This window comes from Pseudoduganella sp. GW821-FHT11H04, from assembly GCF_058807935.1.
Genome location: NZ_JBXARE010000001.1, coordinates 631,725 through 650,987 on the forward strand (window position 1 = coordinate 631,725; position 19,263 = coordinate 650,987).

Here is a 19,263-nt window from a genome sequence, read left to right on the forward strand (position 1 = left end):
ACTCACGAAACACTTTTTGCGTCACCGTGTTTTCACTCCAAGCCGTTTGATAGGCAAGCGCCATTGAAGGCGATTTTCAAGAGAGAAGAAAATGGAAAACACCGCACGCACCAAAATTCATCCAATGATGGCCATTGCAGCTGCCTCGGTAGCACTTGTGAGTCTGGCTGGAGCTGCGTCGATTGCGGGCCTGCTGCCCAATTCGCAGGCTTCCACTGCGCCAAATGCCGCCGCTGCGCCAGTTGCTCCGGTAGCCGCCGTCACAACGACCGCGCCAGCAGCTGCGCCAATCGCAGCGCCGGTGGCCGCGCCAGTGTCGACGCCGGCGCCTGCGCCTGAAGTGCGCCGCGTGGCGGAACATAAGCCCGCTCCGCATCGTACTTACCCGCCGGCTCAGCAGGTCGCGCAAGAACAATCGCAAGCTCCTGTGGTGGCCGCAGGTCCAGCGCCGGCTCCACAGCCAGCGCCCGCTCCGCAGAATAGTGCGGTTGGCATCGGTATCGGTGCTGTAGTGGGCGGCTTGCTTGGCAATCAGGTAGGCCACGGTAACGGCCGCAAGCTGGCCACCATCGCGGGTGCTATTGGCGGCGGCTTCGTTGGTAACGAAATCGCCAAACGCAATCAGCAGCAGCCGCAACCACAACCGCAGCAGCAACAATAATTGGCTTATGTCGCGGGGCCGCAGCCTGGCCTCGCGACTACGTCATGCATGCCGGATTAAGTAAGGGGAAATGTGTATGAGCCAGGCGGCCAGCGCGAGGATCAGAAGAGCCGCCAGCACGACGACGAGAATGTGCAAAGCCGTGCGGTCCGATGGTGTCGAAATCAATCGGCGAATCGAAAGAGGCAGGCAGCAGACGAAGCAGGGTATGGAAATAGCAGCAACGGCCAGGCACGAGAGTCCCAATATTGCTGTTAAGACGGAATCGGGGCCGGCAATTCCCAGGTGGTCCACCATCAAGAGTGAAGCAACCATGATGCCGATAATCACTTCGGCGACCGCCATAATTCGAATTGGGAGAGTCATTGAAGTACGCCTCTGGTGTGCTTAACTGTACTCGCCCAGACTTGAGCCGACATCGTTTGTCATTCGGGGAGGCGGCTTCCGCCCCAACGCGGACTCCAGGGTTCAATGCTGGATCACTGGTAGTTCACCATCTTTAAACAACTCCAGTTTTCCGAACTTTGCAGTGAGGGCGTCGATGAGATGCCCAAAGAACAGATGATATGCGCCTTTTCGGGAAGTGATGAGGCCGCCAGTAATGATTTCACAGTCGACATCAAACTCTGGCTGCCCCGGAAGCTGGGAGTAGAAATAAAACGCTGTACCGTCACGAAAGGCGGCAAGGGACGACAAGCCACGAAGAAGGCTATCCAACTCATCTGCGTCGTTACAATCAAATAAAATTACTTGCCACATGAGCGCCTAACAACAGGTTTATCGAAAGTCCGTTTTTGGCCGAACTCGGCCTGGTCAAGAACACCGTGAAGTGATGCCGAATTATCCCCAGAAACAGGCATACGGATCAGCGTCAATTTCTGCAATGGCATCTTCAATTGATCGCACCGCCGGCAACGGCTCGTAACTGTGCCATTTCAAATCTCTGCGCTGCCAATACAATTGCCAAACGCCGCGTGTTCTGACAAACGTCGCTTTCGCGATAGGAATTTCATGTGTTTCTCCGTTCCCTTGCCAAACGGGGCGAATCTCAAAAATCTCTATGCTCTGCCCTGCAATCCTGAAATCAAGATCAATTTCTTTTCGAATGTGCGGCGGCGGACGACGCCTTGCGACGAAGGCTCCGACAGCATTTTCAATCTTCCGTCTTTCCAGATCGTTGAGCACTAGATGTTCCTCGCATCCCTGATTTTTCGGTTGGTAGCTACTGACCGCTATAAGACCATTCATCTACGCTCACGCATGAAGCTATTGATTGCTTTGCCGTGGAGCTCAGTTTCCATTTCGTAGGTCATGCCAATGCGCTCGGCAACGCGGCGCGATGAATCGTTTCCAGGGGTGATGAGTGCTCGAACTTTCGGTTCGCGCCGAACCTCGAACGCATAATTCAAGACTGCCACCGCCGCCTCGTTTGCGATTCCCTTCCCCCAGAAGGCGCGATATGTATTCCATCCCAATTCCATCACATTGGATTGCTCACGAAAGAAGGCTCCGACATTTCCGACGAGCTGACCAGTCTGCTTATCCTCCAGAGCCCACCAACCAGCCCCTTTCAGGACCCATAATCCAGCTTGGGAGCTGAAGATTCGCCACGCTGTTTGACGGTCAGCAGAGCCCAAGTACGCTGAACTTTCGGGATTCGCTAAATGGTCCGCAAATAAGTCGAAGTCGTCGCTCCGATATTCGCGAAGCGTAAGTCGTTTTGTTTGAAGGCGCGGTACGGAAATGGTGAATGCGGGATTCATATTGTTAGCTTTCGAGTTCCTGGCCAAACATGATGCGGTGGCCGTCGATTGTGCGGATGCCGAATTCGCGCATGCCCCATGGTTTGTCTGCGAGTTCCTGGACGAATTCCGCGTCCTTGGCCTGGTATTCGGCGCATAGGGCGGTTGCATCCGAGACGTACACGTAGCCATACCACGAGTGGAACTCGATCTGGCCGGGTGGAATGGCGTCCTTGCATTCGCCGAGCATGACGCGGAAGCCGGCGCGGGAGAGGAAGGTCCAGCCAGGCACGGTGAAGTCGATGGTCAGGCCTAACACCGATGTGTAGTAGTCGGTGGATTTGGCAAGGTCGAGAACTGCCAGCGTGAATCGGCTCGCGATGAAATCAGTCATGGCCTCACCTTAGCTGCACGCTGCTGCGCGTGTCAGCAGCAGCTGGCGTTCCTGTTCGTTTTGAGTGAGGGATGCAGCGCGTTCGAACTCGAAGCGCGCTTCGGGCAGGCGCTTTAACTTGTAGAGGAAGTCGCCGCGGACGCTTGGCAGCAGATGGTACTGCTTGAGCGCTGGTTCATCGACCAGTTGGTCGACCAGCTCCAGGCCTACGGCCGGGCCGTAAGCCATGGCCAATGCCACGGCGCGATTCAGTTCCACCACGGGCGACGGGGCGCGGGTCGCCAGCGCGAGGTACAGGTTCGCGATCTGCTGCCAGTCCGTATCCTCGGCGCGGCGTGCGCGGGCGTGGCAGGAGGCGATGGCTGCTTGCAGCAGGTAGGGGCCCGGTACGCGGCCGAGGCTTTGCGCGCGTTCCAGGGCCGCCAGGCCGCGCCGGATCAGCATCTGGTCCCAGCGGGTGCGGTCCTGGTCGAGCAGCAGAACCGGCTTGCCCGAAGCGTCCGTGCGTGCGCGGGAGCGTGAAGATTGGATTTCCATCAGCGCCACCAGGCCATGCACTTCCGGTTCACTGGGCGCCAGCTCTGCCAGGATGCGGCCCAGGCGCAGTGCTTCGTTGCATAGGGTAGGGCGCATCAAGTCGGCGCCGGCGCTAGCGGAGTAGCCTTCGTTGTAGACCAGGTAGATGACTTGCAGGACGGCGGACAAGCGTTCTTCCAGCTCCTCGCCGCGCGGCACTTCGAACGGCACCTTGGCGTCGCCAAGCGTACGTTTGGCGCGGACGATTCGTTGCGCGACCGTCGCTTCTGACGCCAAGAAGGCGCGGGCGATTTCTTCCGTCGTCAGGCCGCCCAGCAGGCGCAGGGTCAGCGCCACGCGCGCCTCCATGGTCAGCACGGGGTGGCAGGAGATGAAGATCAGCCGCAGCAGGTCGTCGCCGATATTGTCATCGAGTTCGCGCTCCAGGTCCGGCGCGGCGTCCTGTAGCAGGGTTTCGATTTCGTAGGTCAGCTCCGGCTCTTTTTCGTGCACCAGCTTCTGGTGGCGAAGGTAGTCGAGGGCCTTGTTCTTCGCAGCCTGCATCAGCCAGGCGGCGGGGCGGTCGGGCGTGCCGTTCTCCGGCCATGTTTCAAGGGCGCTGACCAGGGCGTCCTGCGCCATTTCTTCCGCCAGCGCGACGTCGCGCAGCATGCGCGTCAGCACGGCGATGATCTTGGCTTCTTCAATGCGCCAGACGGCGTCGATGGCGCGGTGGATGCTGTTGTCGTTCATGGTGCTACTTTAGCATGATAAACTCGGCAACTTTTCCAAAAATGACCGGGCCGATGAAGAAGAGCATAGCGACAATCCGAGACGTGGCAGCCGCCGCTGGCGTATCCAATGCCACGGTCTCCAAGTTCGTCAACGGCACGCAGCGCTTTTCGCCGGCCGTGGAAGCCCGCCTGACCAGCGTGATCGAGGAACTGGGCTATCGCTCTAACCCGATGGCGCAGTCGATGATCACCGGCCGCACCAAGGCCATCGGCCTGTCCGTGCTCGATATCACGAATCCTCATTACGCCAACGTCGTGAAGGGCGCCAGCCGCGTTGCTCAGGACCATGGCTACAACTTGCTGCTGGTCGATACGGAAGAAACCCCGGAGCGCGAACGCCGTCTGCTTGAAGACTTGAGCCGCAGGGTGGATGGCCTCATCGTGTACACGCGTACGCCGGAGGAGGAGCTGGACTGGCTGATGGCGCTGGGCCGGCCAGCTGTTTATTTCGGTCGGCCCAAGCGCATCAACCTGCCATCGGTCGCCAGCGACGATGAACTTGGCGCCTTCATGGTGACGCGCCATTTGCTGTCGCAGGGTCACCAGCGCGTGGGCTATATGGGCTTTTCCAGGTCTCTCCGTGACAGGGAACGCATGGCGGGCGTGCGCGAAGCGCTGGCTGCGCAGGGGCTGGAGTTGACGGTGTTTGATGCCGACGCACCGTCGGCATCAGCTGGCGAAAAACTGTGTTCTTCGATCGTTTTGGGCCGGCAGCCGCTCGATGCATTGGTGTGTTTTAACGACGTGCTGGCACTGGGCTTCATGAAAGCCGCGCAAATATTAGGCTTTCGCGTACCGAACGATATCTCGGTGGTCGGCTTTGACAATATCCAGTTCGGGCATTTCTCGTGCCCAGGCCTTACCAGCGTGGATTTGCACAGCGAACGCATGGGCGCAGCCGCCATGCAGAAACTGCTGGCCACCATCGATGGCCAGGAAGTCGATCCGCTAACCGTGGTCGACGCACAGCTGGTGCTGCGCGCTTCCACGGTAGCGCGTTCTTAAATTGCTACCCTGCGCAGCTCTACTTCCATGTCGCCCGGGTTAGGGTAGGGATAGGACTTGACCCAGGCAATCACTTCGTCGCGCGTGGCGGCATCGACGGCCCAATAGCCGGCGATCAGTTCCTTCACTTCGGCGAAAGGACCGTCGGTGATGAAGGATTTTCCGCCGTTGAACTTGACGCGGGCGCCGCGCGCGGTGGATTTCAAGCCCTCGCCGGAGAGTGCGACACCGGCGGCGATGCCGGCGTTATTGGCGCGGTTCATGATGTCGATCACCACGGCTGGCGGTTCGAAATCCTGTTCCGCCACCTCGTCCGAACGCAGCAGGATAGCCCAGGCAGCGTGCTTGGGCGGCCTGCCGGTGTCGAAGCCTACGCAGCCGCCGGGGCAGCCGGCTTCGCGCACCTCGATCACGGCGCGGCCTTCGGCATCGGCCGACGGCCAACGCGCAGCGATATCGCTGGCGGCGCGGCGGTCGTCAGCTTCGATGAAAGCAAAGCCGGCTACGCTCACGTCGTCGAAGGGCCCTTCTTCGTAGAGCCACTGGCCGTTGCGGCGGCGCATGCGCAAACCGCCGTCGGCGCTGGAACGCAGCCACTTGGCATCCGGCACGGCCTGCACCAGTTCAGCCGATGGGAAACTGTCCAGTTCCGACGTGGCGTCGGCCTTCCGAATTACCATGTACTGCATTTGCTGCCTCCTTTACACGGGCGCTGCGATTTTGCTGGCGATGCGGGCTTCCTGCTCACGCAGTTCGGGCGTGAACTCGGCGCCGAAATCTTCGGCCTCGAAGACCTGGCGGATTTCGATATCGGAATCGCTCTCCATCGGATTGGGGCAGCGCTTGACCCATTCGATGGCTTCGGCGAGCGACTTTACCTGAATTAGCCAGAACCCGGCGATCAATTCCTTGGTTTCGGAGAACGGGCCGTCGATTACGGTGCGCTTGCTGCCCGAGAAGTGCACGCGGGCGCCGCGCGAACTTGGATGCAGGCCTTCACCGGCCAGCAACACGCCGGCATTGACCAGTTCTTCGTTGAACTTGCCCATGGCGGCGAGTAGTTCGGTTTTCGGCATCTTGCCGGCTTCGGAATCCGGTGTGGCTTTTACGATGAGCATGAATCGCATTTTTGTCTCTCCTTTTATTCAGGCTTTGCAGTCGGGCGCGTTGGCCATCATTTCCTTCATGCCTTCCATCATCTGTTCAGGCGTGAGGTCGCGGGTGTGGGTCGCCACGGACCAGCTGTGGCCGAATGGATCGACCAGCACGCCGTAGCGGTCGCCCCAGAACATGTCGGCAGGCGGGTGCTTGGCGGTGGCGCCGGCCTTCACAGCCTGGGCGTAGGTGGCGTCGACGTCGGTCACGTAGAGGTGGATGGTGACTGGGCTGCCGTTGTAGTGTTTGGCGCCGAAGCAGCCATGTTCGGGGAAGGCATCAACCAGCATGATGACCGAGTCGCCGATCTTCATTTGGGCATGCATGACCTTGCCATCCGGCGCTGGCATGCGGCCATTTTCCACGGCGTTGAAGGCTTTTTTGTAGAACTCGATGGCTTCTGTAGCGCCCTCGCAAACCAGGTGCGGGGTAACAGTGTGCATGCCTTCTGGAATCGCTTTGACAGTCATGGTGGATCTCCGTTCGTAGTTGAGGAAAGTGGACACCGTTTTGCGGCCTCCATAATCCCACGACGAACGGCGATGCGCCAGTTCGACACGATTACAAAAGATTTTTTTGCGCCAGCCATTCCGGGTTGAACAGCCGGGCCGCATAGGTGGCGCCGCGGTCGCATAGCAAGGTGACGATGGTGTGGCCGGGCCCCATTTGCCGCGCCAGCTCAACAGCAGCGGCGACGTTGATGCCGCTGGAGCCGCCTACATACAGGCCTTCCTCGCGCAGCAGGCGATGGACCATATGCACGCAAGCCTTGTCGTCGATGCGGACGGCGTCATCGATCGGGGTGTCTTGCAAATTGGCGGTGACTCGGCTGTTGCCTATGCCTTCGGAAATCGAACTGCCTTCGCTCTTCAGTTCGCCATGCTTGATCCAGTTGTAGAGGGCGCTGCCGTAGGGATCGGCCAGCACGATGCGGGTATCCGGCCGCTGCTCTTTGAGGTAGCGGGCGACGCCGGCCAGGGTGCCGCCGGTGCCGGTGGCGCAGGTGAAGGCATCGACCTTGCCTTCGCAGTCGCGCCAGATTTCAGGGCCGGTGTGCTGATAGTGCGCATGGCGGTTGGCCAGGTTGTCGAATTGCTGGGCCCAGATGGCGTTGGGCAGCTCCTGCGCCAGGCGGCCGGCGACTTTCTGGTAGTTGTTGTCGTCGGCGTAGGGGACGGCTTTCACGGCGCGGACTTCGGCGCCAAGGATGCGCAGGATGGCGAATTTTTCTTCGGACTGGGTTTCGGGGATGACGATCACGCAGTGGTAGCCACGGGCGGCGCACAGGTGAGCCAGGCCGATGCCGGTGTTGCCGGCGGTGCCTTCGACGACGGTGCCGCCGGGTTTAAGGCGGCCGGAGCGTTCGGCGTCGAGGATGATGGCGAGGGCGGCGCGGTCTTTGACGGAGCCGCCGGGGTTCATGAATTCGGCTTTGGCCAGTATTTCGCAACCGGTCTCGGCCGAGAGGCGGGCGAGGCGGATGAGGGGAGTGTGGCCGATGGCGCCGGCGAAGCCGTTTGCGGGGTGCATGGCTTCAATTTAGTCTAAAACCCGGTAAGGCGGGGGCAGACCTGCAGGGTCAGACCCCCAACGGTCTTACGGATTGGGGTACGGTTGTGCGCATTTGATCTTCTCAAGAAGTCAAAAGCCTAGAACCATCCCCGTAGCGGCTGAGCTGACAGGGTCTGACCCTTGGGTCGGACCCAGGTTTACCGGGTTTACAGCGCGCGCAGCGTAATGGTGAACTTGAGCCCGCCACCTTCGCGGTTAGCCACTTCCAGCTCCGCCTCATGCCGCGAAAGTACGCGGTCAACAATCGCCAGGCCGAGGCCGGCACCGTTAGCCTGTCCGCGCGCCGTGTCAAGCCGCGTGAACGGCTTCAGCAACTGCGCAATCTGCTCCTCCGGCACACCCACCCCATGATCCTGCACCTCAACAATCACGCGCTTGGCGGTATGCATTCCGCGCACCGTGCACTTGATGTCAATCTCAGCCACATCAGTACCCGGTGTCTTGCCATACTTCCGCGCATTCTCAACCAGGTTGGCGATCACTCGCCTGAGGTCAGTCGCATTGCCCAGCACATGCGCATGCTCCGGCAGCTCAGCCGTAATCTTCACATCCGCCTGCCGCCCAACCTCGTGCGCGCATTCGGACAGCAGCCCCACCATATCCACGTTGATAAAGCTGGAAGCCTCGGTCGGCTTGGCGTAATCGAGGAATTGCGCAATGATCGCGTCCATTTGCGCAATATCGGACTGCATGCCTTCGTGCGCCTCCTTCGACAGGTTGGCCATTTCCACTTCCAGCTGCATGCGCGCCAGTGGCGTGCGCAGATCGTGGGAAATACCGGCCAAAATCACGGCGCGGTCCGACTCCACCTGCTTCAAATCGTCGACCATCTGGTTGAAGCTGCGGTTGGCCTGGCGCACTTCCTGCGGGCCAACCTCAGGCAGGGGCTCGGGATGGTTGCCCTGGGCGATTTCGCGGGCGGCAGCAGTCAGGCGGCGTAGCGGCAGGTTGATCAGGCTGGAAATCAAGGCCGCACCAAGCAGCGACACCACCGACACCACGCCCGCCCAGCCAATCCATTCGACAGGACCCTGGAGGCGCTCGCGTTCCAGCATCAGCCAGTAGCGGTCATCGGCAATCTTGAAGCTGACCCAGTAGCCAGGCACGCCATTCACTTCCGAGGAAAAGCGGGTATCTGCGCCCAGCTTGGCGCGCACGATGGCGTGGATGTCGGACATCAGCCCCGAAGCCGGGGCCGGCGCCACTTCGTCATCATCCTCCATCGTGAAGACACGGATGCCTTCGTTCGACACCAGCTCGAACAGCAGCTCGCGCCGCAGATCGGGCGCGGAGTGGGTCAGGGCGGCGCGAGTGATGGTCACCACCGACACCACCTGGGCGGCGGTCTGCTGCGCCAGCGGTTCGCGCTGGACGTAGTTGACCATGCCGAACCAGGCCGACATGGAGAGCGTGATCAGCACGCTCAACATCAGGAAGGTGCGCCAGAACAGGCCGCTGGTCAGCGACGCCGGGCGCGGCAGGCGAAATTTCATCGGCAGCCCAAAATCAGCGTGGCTGGCCCTCAGGGATGAAGACATAGCCCAGGCCCCAGACCGTCTGGATGTACAGCGGGCTGGATGGGTCCGGCTCGATCAGCTTGCGCAGGCGGGAAATCTGCACGTCCAGGCTGCGGTCGAATACCTCGTACTCGCGGCCGCGCGCCAGTTCCATCAGCTTTTCGCGCGACAGCGGCTGGCGCGCATGGCGCGCAAACACTTTCAGCACCGAGAATTCGCCGGTGGTCAGGGGCACGGTTTCGCCGTTCTTTTTCAGGGTACGGGTGCCCAGGTCCAGCACGAACTGGCCGAATTCGAAAGTTTGCGGATGCTCGGAAGGCGCGCCCGGGATTTCGTCCGGCTGCTTGCGGCGCAGCACGGCGCCGATACGGGCCACCAGCTCGCGCGGGTTGAAAGGCTTGGGCAGGTAATCGTCGGCGCCCATTTCCAGACCCACGATGCGGTCCACGTCTTCGCCCTTGGCGGTCAGCATGATGATCGGGGTCTGGTCGCCGGCGCCGCGCAGGCGGCGGCAGATCGACAGGCCGTCTTCGCCGGGCAGCATCAGGTCCAGCACCAGCAGGTCGTAACGTTCGCGCAGCCAGAGTTTGTTCATGGCGGTGGCGTTTTCGGCGGTGACGACGTTGAAGCCTTGCTCGGTCAGGTAGCGGCGCAGCAGGTCGCGCAGGCGGACGTCATCGTCCACCACCATGATCTTGGCCTGATGGCCGTGCTGGCCGCCGGGTGCTGCTGGAGGGGTAGTGGGGGTATTCATAGGGCGTTTTGATCTTGTTCAATTGTCAGATGCATGTCGCTATGGTAACGTCATATTGATTCCCGGTGCCATACCGGTGAAAACTCATTACAAATTCTTACAAACTTTACCCGGTCGCTCTTACTATGAAAAGTCGGAGCGCATACACTGCGGGCATGGATAGGCAAGACTCACGAGGACTGCGATGAAACTTGGTGTGAAAACGGGATTGGGCAAAGCGGCTGCAGCGCTGTGCGCGGCCCTGTGCTGCACCTTGATGGCTAATGCGCAGGCCCAGTCCGACCGCCATCAGCGGCAACAGGAGCGCCGCCAGGAACGGCAGATGGAGCGCCGCGAAGCGCCGCCGCGCGATTTCCGCGATAACCGCAACGATATGCGCGAGGCGCGCGAGCGCTCGTATGAGGGCCGCATGGACGATAACCGGGACATGGCGGAGCAGCAGCGCCGTCAAGGCCGTATGACGCCCGACGAACGCCGCGACCTGCGCCGCCAGATCAATGAAGCCGGCCAGCAGGTGTATTCCCTGCCGCCTCGACGGTGATTGTGACGTTTACGTAACGTTAAGAAAACTTTCGGCTCTAAAACCTCCGTTATTTGATGTTTTGCGTGTAATATTGATTGCCCGCAAGACAACGCGCCCCGGCGCGCCCAACATCAGGGCACTGGAGGAGGAGCTTTGTCCCAAACCGCACAACAGGAAAGCAGCGCAGCCTTGCCGGCTGGCGTGGTGCAGCGCCCCGATGGGGTGTTCCTCGACGTGCGCCTGCTTGCGCCGGAACTGACCAACGCGGTCGATGCGCTCTTCCGCAGCGGCCATGTACTGCGCGGCCTGGATTATCCGGTGCTGGCGCGCGCCCTGTACGGCGTGGGTCCGGAGCTGGCCCCCAATGCCGAACTGCTGGCGCGGGTGGCCGACAAGGTCGAAGCTTTCCCGGCCGAACGCCGCTCCCTGTACCGCAACGTCAAGATCCGCGACGGCGAGGCGGAATACTTCTTTGAACCGATCTACCTGCCGGCCGAGGAGCTGGAGGACGGCACCCTGCAGCCGGAGCGCCTGGCGCAGCTGGACTTCGACGAATTCGTGTCCGATATGTGGGTGAAGAATGTGCGCTTTGGCATCCAGGTGGCAGCGGTGCGCGCCGCCCTGGCCGCGCCCAAGGGCGAACGGGTAGCCGCCGCGCTCGACCTGGAGCCGACCCCGGCGCAGGATGCGCAGGTGGTGGAAGTGGCGTCCGAGCTGCACCGCAGCGATGCCCCTCGCCAGCGTGCCGACGGCACCGTGGACCTGACCAGCTTCCAGAACCGCTTCCCACAGATCAAGCAGGGCGTGCGCCTCCTGCAAAAGCTGCCCGGCGTGCCGGGTGAGCCGGGCCGTAATATCTCGGGCCTGCCGCTGGCGGCCCTGGCGCCGAATGATGTGGATTTCAAGCGCTTTGCTGGCGAAGGCACGGTGATCGTGCGCGAGGAAGACGGTGAATTCCTGGTCGCTGCGCGCGAAGGCTTCCTGAATGTGGACCCGAAAAGCGGGCAGATTGGGCTAAGCGACAAGATCATCAGCCGCGATGGCGTGTCCGGCCGTACCACGGGCAACCTGGAGCTGATGGGCGCCTTCGAGGAATTCGGCGACGTGCAGGAACTGCGCGATGTGAACGGCAGCGACATCACCGTGCACGGCGACGTGTTCGGTAATATCCACTCCAGCGGCGGCACGATCATCCTGGGCCGCAACCTGGTGGGCGGCAAGGCGATCAACGTCAAGGGCGATATCCAGGTCGATGGCGTGGCCTCGGGCGCGACCATCCAGACCGCCAATGGCACCATCACCATCAATGGCCGTGCTGAGAGCTGCACGATCAGCGCGCCCAAAGTGGTGATCTCGGAAGCCTCGAACTGCGAAATCTTCGCCGACGAAGTGCAGATCGAGCTGGCTATCGGCTGTGCGGTGGCCGGCCGCAGCGTGGTGGTGGAGAGCGCCGGTCCGCGCAAGAGCAGCGAAATGCTCGTCTACGTGGTGGTGCAGGACGTCGCTGGGCACCAAGCCGAACTTGAGACACTGCAGAACCAGGTCGCCGTACACGAGGCGGAGATTGCGGCCTGGCGCGCCGAGCATGACCGCGTGAGCGGCCTGTCCGAAGTGCGCAGCTACCTGACCCTGGCCGAAAAACTGCGCAAGGGCGAGATCCACCTGACCCCGGCACAGGTGCCGCACCTGAAGAAAGTGGCGGCCGCCGTGGCGCCGCAGATCAAGGCCATCGGCCAGCTCCTGCAATCGATCAAGGTCGGCGAAGACGCCATCGCCGGCGCGCGCGCCCGGCGCGACGAGCTGGAAGAATTGAAGCGTGGCGCTGCTGCGCGTTCCTCGGTGCGCGTGACCATGGTGGACGGTGAAGTCTTGGTGCGCACCTTGCCCCTGTCAGAAAACGTGGCGGCCAACTTCACGGCCGCGCCCAAGGATTACAAGACCCTGCTGCGCGGGCCACGGCTGGACAGCGTGGCCATCTTCGCCGGCTCGAATGGCAGCGTGAACTGGCATGGCGCGTCGCTGGCCGAGGCGAGTGTAGGCTGATGGCCCATTAGCCGTACAATGGCGCAACAGACTATCCCGGGAGACATGGTGCCTGAAGACGCTGCCCCGGCCGCCGCAGCGGCTGGCGATTTGCCATCGTCGCTGGTCCAGCGCGCAGATGGCGTGTATTTCAAGGCGGAAGCCCCAGCCGCCTTGCTGCAGGCGGCTGCCAACCAGGTTTTTCTTTCCGGCGCATTCTTCCGCGGTCTCGATTACGGTGTCTTCATCCGCGCCCTGTACGGCGCCGGCCCTGAGCTGCCGGAAGGGATGAAGGGCCAGCCGCTCTGGCGCTTCGCCGACGACATCGTGCCTTTCCCGAGCGGCCGCCGCGCCCTCTACAAGGCCGTGCGCATTGTCGGCGGCGACGCCGAATATTACTTCGAGCCGGTTTTCATTGAAATTGAAGACGCGGTGCCGGTGCCTGGCCACCTCGATTTCGGCGAATTCGTGGCCGATATGTGGACCAAGGGCGTACGCTTTGGCATTGACGCGCCGGCGGTGCGCGAAGCCATCGCCAGCGGCAAGGTGGCGCGCCTGATCGTGGCGCGCAAGCTGCCGCCGGTGCCGGGGCGCGACGCGGCCATCGTGGAAGTCTCGGAAAGCATCCACCGCTCCAATGCGCCGCGCCTGCTGGCCAATGGGCGTTTCGACTTGCATAGCTTCCAGAACCGCTTCCCGCAGGTGAAGGCTCGGGTGCGCCTGCTGCGGCGCGAGCCGCCTGTTGCGGGTGCGCGCGGCTTCGAGCTGTCCGGCATTGTGCTGGAACCGCCGGCGCCGCGCGACGTGGAGCTGACCTCGGTGGCGGGGGAAGGCACGGTGGTGGAGCACCATGACGGCATTGATTACCTGGTCTCGTCGACCGAAGGATTCATCAACGTCGACAGCAAGAGCAAGCGCATTTCCATCGGCCCCAAGATCATCAGCCGCGAGGGCGTGTCCGCGCGCACCACCGGCAACCTGCAGCTCGATGGCGACTACGAGGAATTCGGCGAAGTGCAGGAACAGCGCACGGTCGAAGGCTGCAACATCACCGTGCATGCCGACGTCTACGGCCATATCATTTCGCGCGGCGGCACCATCGCCCTGCAAAAGAACCTGATGGGCGGCAGCGCCACCAATGCCGACGGCAATATCCGCGTGGCGGGTGTAGCCTCCGGCGCGCTGCTGCAGGCAAAGCAGGGCGAAGTCGTGCTGGGCAAGGCGCAGAACTGCGTGATTACCGGCACCCGCGTGATCATCACCGAGGCTTACAACTGCGAGATCATGGCGGACGAAGTGCTGGTCAAGCTGGCCGCCGGCTGCGCCATCGCCGCGCGCCGCATCGAGATCGACAACGCCGGTCCGCGCAAGCAGGCCGAAATGCAGCTGCATGTGATGGTGCCCGACACGTCGAAATACGACGAAAAGCTGGCCGAATGCGCCGTCCGCGCCGAAAAGAATGAGCTACAGGCCGAGCGCTGCAAGTCGCAGATGGAGGAAATCACTTCCGACCAGGAAGTGCGCAACTACCTGCAATTGGCCAGCAAGGTGCGCAGGCAGGAAGTGACGCTGAACCTGGAGCAGCTGGCGCTGTTCCAGAAAATGGCGCTGAAAGTCGGCCCTTCGCTGAAGATGGTGGCGCGCCTGCAGGTGGCGATGAAGGAAGCCCAGGCCGCGCAGCAAAAAGAGCAGGAGCTGGGCGAACACGTCTACAAGCAAAAGCTGATGGTGATCGGCAGCGCACGCTGCACGGTGCGGCAGGTGACGGGCGAGCTACTTGTGCGCAAGCTGGTGTTCAATCCCGATCTGGGCCCGGCTTATTTGCTGCCGCCAAAAGAAGTGAAGCTGCGCGTGCGCGCCGCGCTGGGCAGCCAGCAGCCCCTATTCCACGGCAGCGCCGGCAGCTTCGACTGGAGCGCCAGCGCCGCTTGAAATGTCCACCTTGGGGTCAGGAACAGAAGTGGACATTCTTTTGGGAATGTCCACTTTCGTTCCTGACCCCACGGTGGACATTTTAGTTTAGATGGCGGCGTAGCAGGGCATGGCGCCCAGGGGCAGGTCGTGGAACAGGTTGTGGTCGGTGTCGTTGATCATGCGGTTGGCTTGCAGCAGGCGGATTTTCGACAGGTAGTCGCCTACCGCCAGCACGCGTCCCATCGGCGACAGTGCGCCGCCGCCGCGCGTGTCTTCCTGCTCGCGGATCGCTTGCGTGATCGCGGGCGAGAAATTCCATGCTTCCGAAATACCGGCCGAAATGGCGCGTCCTTCGCGCGCCAGTCGGGCGCGGAAGGTGGCCGAACCCAGTTCGCCCGGTTTGGCGCCCGCGCCGTCCATTACGCGCAAGGCGGTCAACAAGCCGGAGTTCAGAACCAGCCCGGCCAGGAAGGCTTCAAACGGTTCGACCCCGAATTCCGGCGCCAGCATGCGGCAGGCGATGGCGCTCTTTTCCGATTGATCCCAGATGCGCGGCGCCAGCTGCTTGGTATAGTGACCCGAGTTCAGGTCGATGATGGGGCGGAAGGCAACGGAGGTGATCAGCTGGCGCAAGCCTTCCTGGCCAACGACGATCACCGCATGCTCGACGCTCTTGATGGTGGTGGGCTCGCCGCTATTGAGGATGGCTGCATTGGCCAGGCGCAGCACGGAGCCCACCAGTACCAGGTCGCTGGAGATATTGCGGGCGATGTCGGCGCCGGCGAAGTTCTCGCTGCGCAGGCTTTGCAGCAGTTGCGGGATCACGCCCGGCATACGGCGCAGCATGTCGGCGGCGTTGTGGCCCGATTGCGCGGCCATGATCAATTCGTGCAATACGCGGCCTTCGGGGGCGTTGGTGTCGAACGCTTCGTCTTCGCGCAGGTTGAATAGCCAGCGCTGGAAGGTGGAGTTGACCAGGTCCTTCTGCTCGAAATCGGGGCCGCCTTCAGCAGCGGGCGACAGGACGTGGCGGGGCGGCGCTGCCGGCTGCTGCGCCGGCGCGCGTTCCATAGCCGGCGCAGGGCTGCTTTCAGGTTTGGAGAGCAGTCGCTTCAGCCATTGGTACATTGTTGCTTTCCCCAGCAATTGTCATGAAAGCATTGTAGCCCAGGCTGCATCCTTTGAGGATGGTCAAACTGCTTGCTGTTGCGTAACTGTACGATGGCATGAAGTATCACCGGAATCAGAGGAGCACTAATGGAAGCCGACCTGCGACAGTACCTGACGTTCCGCCTGGGCGGCCTTGAGTATGCGCTGGACTACCGCCGCGTGCAGGAATTGCGTCCCTTGAGCGCGCTCGAACGCATCGCATCGGGCGGGGAGCTGGTGGAAGGCGTGGCCTTATCGCGCGGCGTGATCATGCCTATCGTCGACATGCGCGTGGCCTTCGGTCCGCGCCCGCCGGCGCACGATCCGCGCACGGACGTGATTATCCTGCAGCTATCGACTTGTGTGATGGGGATGGTGACCGATGGCGTGACCGACCTGGTCACGCTGCCCGCGTCGGCAATCCATCCTTTGCCGCATGTGGGCGAGGACGTGGATTACCTGCTGGGGATGGGGCAGTTGGGCGAGCGCCGTTTGATCGTGCTCGATATCGACCGCCTGATGGCGATGCGCGGGGCATTGCGCCCGGCGCATGGACATCAAGCTGCCAATGCTTCCAGCTGCTCCTGAAGCTCGAGCCATTCGCCTTCCAGCTGTTCCAGCTCCTTGCTGCATTCGACCTGGTCGGCTAACAGGGTTTTCAGCTTAGGCTTGTTCTCGGCTTCGTAGATGGCCGGATCGGCCAGCGCGGCGTCGATCGTGGCTTTCTGCTCGCTGCGCTGGGCCATGGCCGTTTCCACCTTCTTCAGGCGGTTTTCCAGCGGTTTGCGCTGGGCCGACAGACGCTGGCGCTGCTCGGCTTCCAGGCGCTTTTGCTCCTTGCGGTCGGCAGCCGACAGGGGCGCTTCTTCGGCTGCGCCGGCCGAGATGGTGCTGGCAGCACCGGCACTGGCAGGGGCCGCAGCTGCCGGCTTGGCCATCTTGGTTTGCAGCAGCCAGTCCTTGTATTCATCGAGGTCGCCGTCGAACTCGCGCAGGCGGCCGCTTTCGACGATGATGAATTGTTCGGTTGTGGCGCGCAGCAAGTGGCGATCGTGGGACACGACCAGCAGCGTGCCCTCGAACTGGGCCAGCGCATCGGTCAGCGCTTCGCGGGTTTCCAGGTCCAGGTGGTTGGTCGGTTCGTCCAGCAGCAGCAGGTTAGGGCGCTGCCACACGATCAGGGCCAGCGCCAGGCGCGCCTTCTCGCCGCCGGAGAACGGGGCGATCTTGCTGGTTACCATATCGCCAGGGAAGTTGAAGCTGCCCAGGAAGTTGCGCAGCTCCTGCTCGCGCACGGTCGGCGCCATTTTCTGCAAGTGCCACAGCGGCGATTCGTCGTGGCGCAGCATCTCCACCTGGTGCTGGGCGAAGTAGCCGATCACCAGGCCTTTGCCGGTGGTCGCGGTGCCCGTCAGCGGGTCGATGTCGCCGGCGATGGTTTTGATCAGCGTCGATTTACCGGCGCCGTTCACGCCCAGCAGGCCGATACGCTGGCCCTGCACCAGGGAGAAGGTCACGCCGCGCACGATGGTCTTGTCGCCCTCGTCGGTGTGGTAGCCGCAGTTGACGTCTTCCATCACGAGCAGCGGATTCGGTGCGCTGACCGGGTCGCGGAACTCGAAGCTGAATTCAGCGGCCGCGCGCAGCGGGGCCAATTCTTCCATCTTCGCCAGCTGCTTCATGCGGGACTGCGCCTGGCGGGCCTTGGTAGCCTTGGCCTTGAAGCGGTCGATGAACGACTGCAGGTGGGCGCGGGCGCGCTGCTGCTTCTCGATGGCCGAAGCTTGCAGCACCAGGTGCGCGGCGCGCTGGCGCTCGAAGCCGGAGTAGTTGCCGGAGTAGCGTTTCAGCTTGCGGTCGTCGATGTGGACGATCACGTTCACGATCTCGTCGAGGAAATCGCGGTCGTGGGAAATGATGATCAGGGTGCCCGGGTAGCGCTTCAGCCAGTCTTCCAGCCAGATGATCGCGTCCAGGTCCAGGTGGTTGGTCGGCTCGTCAAGCAGCAGCAGGTCGGAAGGGCACATCAGCGCCTGCGCCAGGTTCAGGCGCATACGCCAGCCGCCCGAGAAACTGGCGACCGGCTGCTGCATCTGCTCCAGCGAGAAGCCCAGGCCAAGCAGCAGTTGCTCGGCGCGCGACTGCACGGTGTAGGCGTCGGCGTCAGCCAGCTCGGTGTGGACGTGGGCGATGTCGATGCCGTGTTCCGGCGAATCGGGCATCGCTTCCAGGCGCGCCAGTTCGGCTTGCAGCTCGCGCAGGTGGGCATCGCCGTCGATGGCGTAGTCGATGGCGGTGCGCGGCAGGGCAGGGGTTTCCTGCGCCACGTAGGCCATGCGCCAGCTTTTCGGGAAGTCGATGTCGCCCAGGTCCGGGTGCAGCTCGTTGCGCAGCATGGCGAACAGGCTGGATTTGCCGGCGCCGTTGGCGCCGATCAGGCCGATTTTGTCGCCTGGGTTCAGGGTCAGGTCGGCGTTTTCCAGCAGCGGCTTCAGGCCGCGCATCAGGCTGACGTTTGTGAAGCGGATCATTTTCGTTGGTCGTTTCTGTAAAACCGGTAAACCGGTGTCAGACCCGCAGGGTCAGACACCTGGCCTGCGGCAGCCGCGTTACCGGTGTCTGACCCTGCGGGTCAGACACCGACTTGCCGGTTTAGTTTTTCAGTTGGTCAGCGGTCAGCAGGAACACCATATCATCGCCCTGGCTGGTGGTCAGCCAGGTCAGGCCCAGGTGGCCGAAGGCCGCCTCGGCGAATTCTTTCTCATTGCCGATTTCCACGATCAGCAGGCCGTCGTCGGTCAGGCGCTCAGCCGCGCCGGCGACGATCTTGCGCACCAGGTCCATGCCATCGGCGCCGCCATCCAGCGCAATCTGCGGCTCGTGCAGGTATTCCTGCGGCAGCTTGGACATTGACGAAGAATTCACATACGGCGGGTTGGTGATGATCAGATCGTACTTTTTGCCGGCAGGGACATTGGCATACAGGTCCGACTGGATCAGGTTCAGGCGGTCGCCAAGTTCGTACTTGTCGACGTTCTTGCGCGCCACTTGCAAGGCGTCGCCGGAAATATCAACCGCATCCACTTCCGCATCCGGGAAGGCGTCGGCCATCATGATCGCCAGGCAGCCGGAACCCGTGCACAGTTCCAGGATGTTGGAAACGTTCTCCGCGTCGTTGACCCAAGGCGCGAAGTAGTTCGGGATCAGTTCGGCGATGTAGGAGCGCGGCACGATGACTCGCTCGTCCACGTAGAAGTTGTAAGTGCCCAGCCAGGCTTCGTTGGTGATATAGGCGGCCGGTACGCGGTCCTTGGCGCGGCGCTCGATCACGGCCAGCACTTCGGCCACTTCTTCCGGCTGCAGGCGCGCGTCCATGAACGGCTCCAGGCGGTCCAGCGGCAGCGCCAGGGTGTGCAGGGTCAGGTAGGCCGCTTCGTCGTAAGCCTCGGCGCTGCCATGGCCGAAGAACAGCTTGGCCTTGTTGAAGCGGGTGACTGCGTGGCGAATCAGGTCGCGCGGGGTGGTGTACAGGGTGGTATCCATAG

The 19,263-nt window shown here is 62.2% G+C and carries 21 protein-coding genes; 6 read left to right on the top strand and 15 right to left on the bottom strand.

What is annotated here, in order from left to right; translation table 11 throughout:
- Window positions 1-91 precede the first annotated feature (91 nt).
- On the top strand, window positions 92-661 hold the full coding sequence (locus tag AC1RTP_RS03190; RefSeq protein ID WP_498604663.1) for a glycine zipper 2TM domain-containing protein: 570 nt from the start codon (window positions 92-94) through the stop codon (window positions 659-661).
- Window positions 662-703: 42 nt separating this feature from the next.
- Here the strand turns inward: AC1RTP_RS03190 and AC1RTP_RS03195 are convergent, their stop codons facing one another.
- The 6 genes from AC1RTP_RS03195 to AC1RTP_RS03220 form a co-directional block, all read right to left on the bottom strand.
- Complete coding sequence (locus tag AC1RTP_RS03195; protein WP_498604665.1) at window positions 704-1,027, bottom strand: hypothetical protein; 324 nt, start codon at window positions 1,025-1,027, stop codon at window positions 704-706.
- 102 nt (window positions 1,028-1,129) lie between these two features.
- Window positions 1,130-1,420 carry a hypothetical protein gene (locus tag AC1RTP_RS03200; RefSeq protein ID WP_228892410.1) on the bottom strand — a complete coding sequence of 97 codons (291 nt, stop codon included), beginning with the start codon at window positions 1,418-1,420 and terminating at the stop codon, window positions 1,130-1,132.
- 81 nt (window positions 1,421-1,501) lie between these two features.
- Entirely contained in the window at window positions 1,502-1,846 is a 345-nt protein-coding gene (locus AC1RTP_RS03205; RefSeq protein ID WP_498604667.1) for a DUF3024 domain-containing protein, read from the bottom strand.
- A 59-nt stretch (window positions 1,847-1,905) separates the two neighbouring features.
- Window positions 1,906-2,424: a GNAT family N-acetyltransferase gene (locus AC1RTP_RS03210; protein ID WP_498604669.1), complete on the bottom strand. Its 519-nt coding sequence runs from the start codon at window positions 2,422-2,424 to the stop codon at window positions 1,906-1,908.
- Between the two features lie 4 nt (window positions 2,425-2,428).
- The gene (locus AC1RTP_RS03215; protein WP_498604671.1) at window positions 2,429-2,797 is read right to left on the bottom strand and encodes a VOC family protein; all 369 of its coding nucleotides are present in this window, start codon (window positions 2,795-2,797) and stop codon (window positions 2,429-2,431) included.
- Window positions 2,798-2,806: 9 nt separating this feature from the next.
- On the bottom strand, window positions 2,807-4,066 hold the full coding sequence (locus tag AC1RTP_RS03220) for an RNA polymerase sigma factor (protein WP_498604672.1): 1,260 nt from the start codon (window positions 4,064-4,066) through the stop codon (window positions 2,807-2,809).
- 53 nt (window positions 4,067-4,119) lie between these two features.
- Between AC1RTP_RS03220 and AC1RTP_RS03225 the strand changes: the two genes are divergently transcribed.
- A complete protein-coding gene (locus tag AC1RTP_RS03225; RefSeq protein WP_498604674.1) occupies window positions 4,120-5,112 on the top strand; it encodes a LacI family DNA-binding transcriptional regulator in 993 nt (330 codons plus the stop codon).
- On the opposite strand, the gene AC1RTP_RS03230 is transcribed toward AC1RTP_RS03225, so the two are convergent.
- The 6 genes from AC1RTP_RS03230 to ompR form a co-directional block, all read right to left on the bottom strand.
- Entirely contained in the window at window positions 5,109-5,801 is a 693-nt protein-coding gene (locus tag AC1RTP_RS03230) for a YciI family protein (protein ID WP_498604675.1), read from the bottom strand. The two genes, AC1RTP_RS03225 and AC1RTP_RS03230, sit on opposite strands and share 4 nt — an antisense overlap.
- Before the next feature lie 12 nt (window positions 5,802-5,813).
- Window positions 5,814-6,239 (bottom strand): YciI family protein, encoded by a 426-nt coding sequence (locus AC1RTP_RS03235; RefSeq protein WP_498604677.1) that lies wholly within the window; start codon window positions 6,237-6,239, stop codon window positions 5,814-5,816.
- Window positions 6,240-6,257: 18 nt separating this feature from the next.
- The gene (locus AC1RTP_RS03240) at window positions 6,258-6,737 is read right to left on the bottom strand and encodes a VOC family protein (protein ID WP_498604678.1); all 480 of its coding nucleotides are present in this window, start codon (window positions 6,735-6,737) and stop codon (window positions 6,258-6,260) included.
- 91 nt (window positions 6,738-6,828) lie between these two features.
- The gene (locus tag AC1RTP_RS03245) at window positions 6,829-7,797 is read right to left on the bottom strand and encodes a cysteine synthase A (protein ID WP_498604680.1); all 969 of its coding nucleotides are present in this window, start codon (window positions 7,795-7,797) and stop codon (window positions 6,829-6,831) included.
- Window positions 7,798-7,985: 188 nt separating this feature from the next.
- Window positions 7,986-9,332, bottom strand: a complete 1,347-nt coding sequence (locus AC1RTP_RS03250; protein ID WP_498604682.1) for an ATP-binding protein — start codon at window positions 9,330-9,332, stop codon at window positions 7,986-7,988.
- A gap of 13 nt (window positions 9,333-9,345) precedes the next feature.
- A complete protein-coding gene (gene ompR, locus AC1RTP_RS03255) occupies window positions 9,346-10,110 on the bottom strand; it encodes an osmolarity response regulator transcription factor OmpR (RefSeq protein ID WP_498604684.1) in 765 nt (254 codons plus the stop codon).
- Between the two features lie 196 nt (window positions 10,111-10,306).
- On the opposite strand from ompR, the gene AC1RTP_RS03260 reads away from it, so the two are divergent.
- The 3 genes from AC1RTP_RS03260 to AC1RTP_RS03270 all read left to right on the top strand — a co-directional run bounded on the left by AC1RTP_RS03260 (window position 10,307) and on the right by AC1RTP_RS03270 (window position 14,587).
- Entirely contained in the window at window positions 10,307-10,651 is a 345-nt protein-coding gene (locus AC1RTP_RS03260) for a hypothetical protein (RefSeq protein ID WP_498604686.1), read from the top strand.
- Window positions 10,652-10,786: 135 nt separating this feature from the next.
- Complete coding sequence (locus AC1RTP_RS03265; RefSeq protein ID WP_498604687.1) at window positions 10,787-12,676, top strand: flagellar assembly protein A; 1,890 nt, start codon at window positions 10,787-10,789, stop codon at window positions 12,674-12,676.
- Between the two features lie 18 nt (window positions 12,677-12,694).
- Window positions 12,695-14,587, top strand: a complete 1,893-nt coding sequence (locus tag AC1RTP_RS03270) for a flagellar assembly protein A (RefSeq protein WP_498604689.1) — start codon at window positions 12,695-12,697, stop codon at window positions 14,585-14,587.
- Between the two features lie 87 nt (window positions 14,588-14,674).
- On the opposite strand, the gene AC1RTP_RS03275 is transcribed toward AC1RTP_RS03270, so the two are convergent.
- The gene (locus tag AC1RTP_RS03275) at window positions 14,675-15,697 is read right to left on the bottom strand and encodes an HDOD domain-containing protein (RefSeq protein WP_498604690.1); all 1,023 of its coding nucleotides are present in this window, start codon (window positions 15,695-15,697) and stop codon (window positions 14,675-14,677) included.
- A gap of 129 nt (window positions 15,698-15,826) precedes the next feature.
- Between AC1RTP_RS03275 and AC1RTP_RS03280 the strand changes: the two genes are divergently transcribed.
- On the top strand, window positions 15,827-16,306 hold the full coding sequence (locus tag AC1RTP_RS03280; RefSeq protein WP_498604692.1) for a chemotaxis protein CheW: 480 nt from the start codon (window positions 15,827-15,829) through the stop codon (window positions 16,304-16,306).
- Here AC1RTP_RS03280 and AC1RTP_RS03285 read toward each other — a convergent pair.
- Window positions 16,276-18,249 carry an ATP-binding cassette domain-containing protein gene (locus AC1RTP_RS03285; protein WP_498604694.1) on the bottom strand — a complete coding sequence of 658 codons (1,974 nt, stop codon included), beginning with the start codon at window positions 18,247-18,249 and terminating at the stop codon, window positions 16,276-16,278. The genes AC1RTP_RS03280 and AC1RTP_RS03285 overlap by 31 nt on opposite strands.
- Window positions 18,250-18,370: 121 nt before the next feature.
- Window positions 18,371-19,261 (bottom strand): 50S ribosomal protein L3 N(5)-glutamine methyltransferase, encoded by an 891-nt coding sequence (gene prmB / locus AC1RTP_RS03290; protein WP_498604696.1) that lies wholly within the window; start codon window positions 19,259-19,261, stop codon window positions 18,371-18,373.
- Between the last annotated feature and the right edge of the window lie 2 nt (window positions 19,262-19,263).

What these genes read in the sequence shown, in the direction of transcription:
- AC1RTP_RS03190 (WP_498604663.1), top strand. Translation starts at nt 92, where the DNA reads ATGGAAAACACCGCACGCACCAAAATTCATCCAATGATGGCCATTGCA.
- AC1RTP_RS03195 (WP_498604665.1), bottom strand. Translation starts at nt 1,027, where the DNA reads ATGACTCTCCCAATTCGAATTATGGCGGTCGCCGAAGTGATTATCGGC.
- AC1RTP_RS03200 (WP_228892410.1), bottom strand. Translation starts at nt 1,420, where the DNA reads ATGTGGCAAGTAATTTTATTTGATTGTAACGACGCAGATGAGTTGGAT.
- AC1RTP_RS03210 (WP_498604669.1), bottom strand. Translation starts at nt 2,424, where the DNA reads ATGAATCCCGCATTCACCATTTCCGTACCGCGCCTTCAAACAAAACGA.
- AC1RTP_RS03215 (WP_498604671.1), bottom strand. Translation starts at nt 2,797, where the DNA reads ATGACTGATTTCATCGCGAGCCGATTCACGCTGGCAGTTCTCGACCTT.
- AC1RTP_RS03220 (WP_498604672.1), bottom strand. Translation starts at nt 4,066, where the DNA reads ATGAACGACAACAGCATCCACCGCGCCATCGACGCCGTCTGGCGCATT.
- AC1RTP_RS03225 (WP_498604674.1), top strand. Translation starts at nt 4,120, where the DNA reads ATGAAGAAGAGCATAGCGACAATCCGAGACGTGGCAGCCGCCGCTGGC.
- AC1RTP_RS03230 (WP_498604675.1), bottom strand. Translation starts at nt 5,801, where the DNA reads ATGCAGTACATGGTAATTCGGAAGGCCGACGCCACGTCGGAACTGGAC.
- AC1RTP_RS03235 (WP_498604677.1), bottom strand. Translation starts at nt 6,239, where the DNA reads ATGCGATTCATGCTCATCGTAAAAGCCACACCGGATTCCGAAGCCGGC.
- AC1RTP_RS03240 (WP_498604678.1), bottom strand. Translation starts at nt 6,737, where the DNA reads ATGACTGTCAAAGCGATTCCAGAAGGCATGCACACTGTTACCCCGCAC.
- AC1RTP_RS03245 (WP_498604680.1), bottom strand. Translation starts at nt 7,797, where the DNA reads ATGCACCCCGCAAACGGCTTCGCCGGCGCCATCGGCCACACTCCCCTC.
- AC1RTP_RS03250 (WP_498604682.1), bottom strand. Translation starts at nt 9,332, where the DNA reads ATGAAATTTCGCCTGCCGCGCCCGGCGTCGCTGACCAGCGGCCTGTTC.
- ompR (WP_498604684.1), bottom strand. Translation starts at nt 10,110, where the DNA reads ATGAATACCCCCACTACCCCTCCAGCAGCACCCGGCGGCCAGCACGGC.
- AC1RTP_RS03270 (WP_498604689.1), top strand. Translation starts at nt 12,695, where the DNA reads ATGGCGCAACAGACTATCCCGGGAGACATGGTGCCTGAAGACGCTGCC.
- AC1RTP_RS03275 (WP_498604690.1), bottom strand. Translation starts at nt 15,697, where the DNA reads ATGTACCAATGGCTGAAGCGACTGCTCTCCAAACCTGAAAGCAGCCCT.
- AC1RTP_RS03280 (WP_498604692.1), top strand. Translation starts at nt 15,827, where the DNA reads ATGGAAGCCGACCTGCGACAGTACCTGACGTTCCGCCTGGGCGGCCTT.
- AC1RTP_RS03285 (WP_498604694.1), bottom strand. Translation starts at nt 18,249, where the DNA reads ATGATCCGCTTCACAAACGTCAGCCTGATGCGCGGCCTGAAGCCGCTG.
- prmB (WP_498604696.1), bottom strand. Translation starts at nt 19,261, where the DNA reads ATGGATACCACCCTGTACACCACCCCGCGCGACCTGATTCGCCACGCA.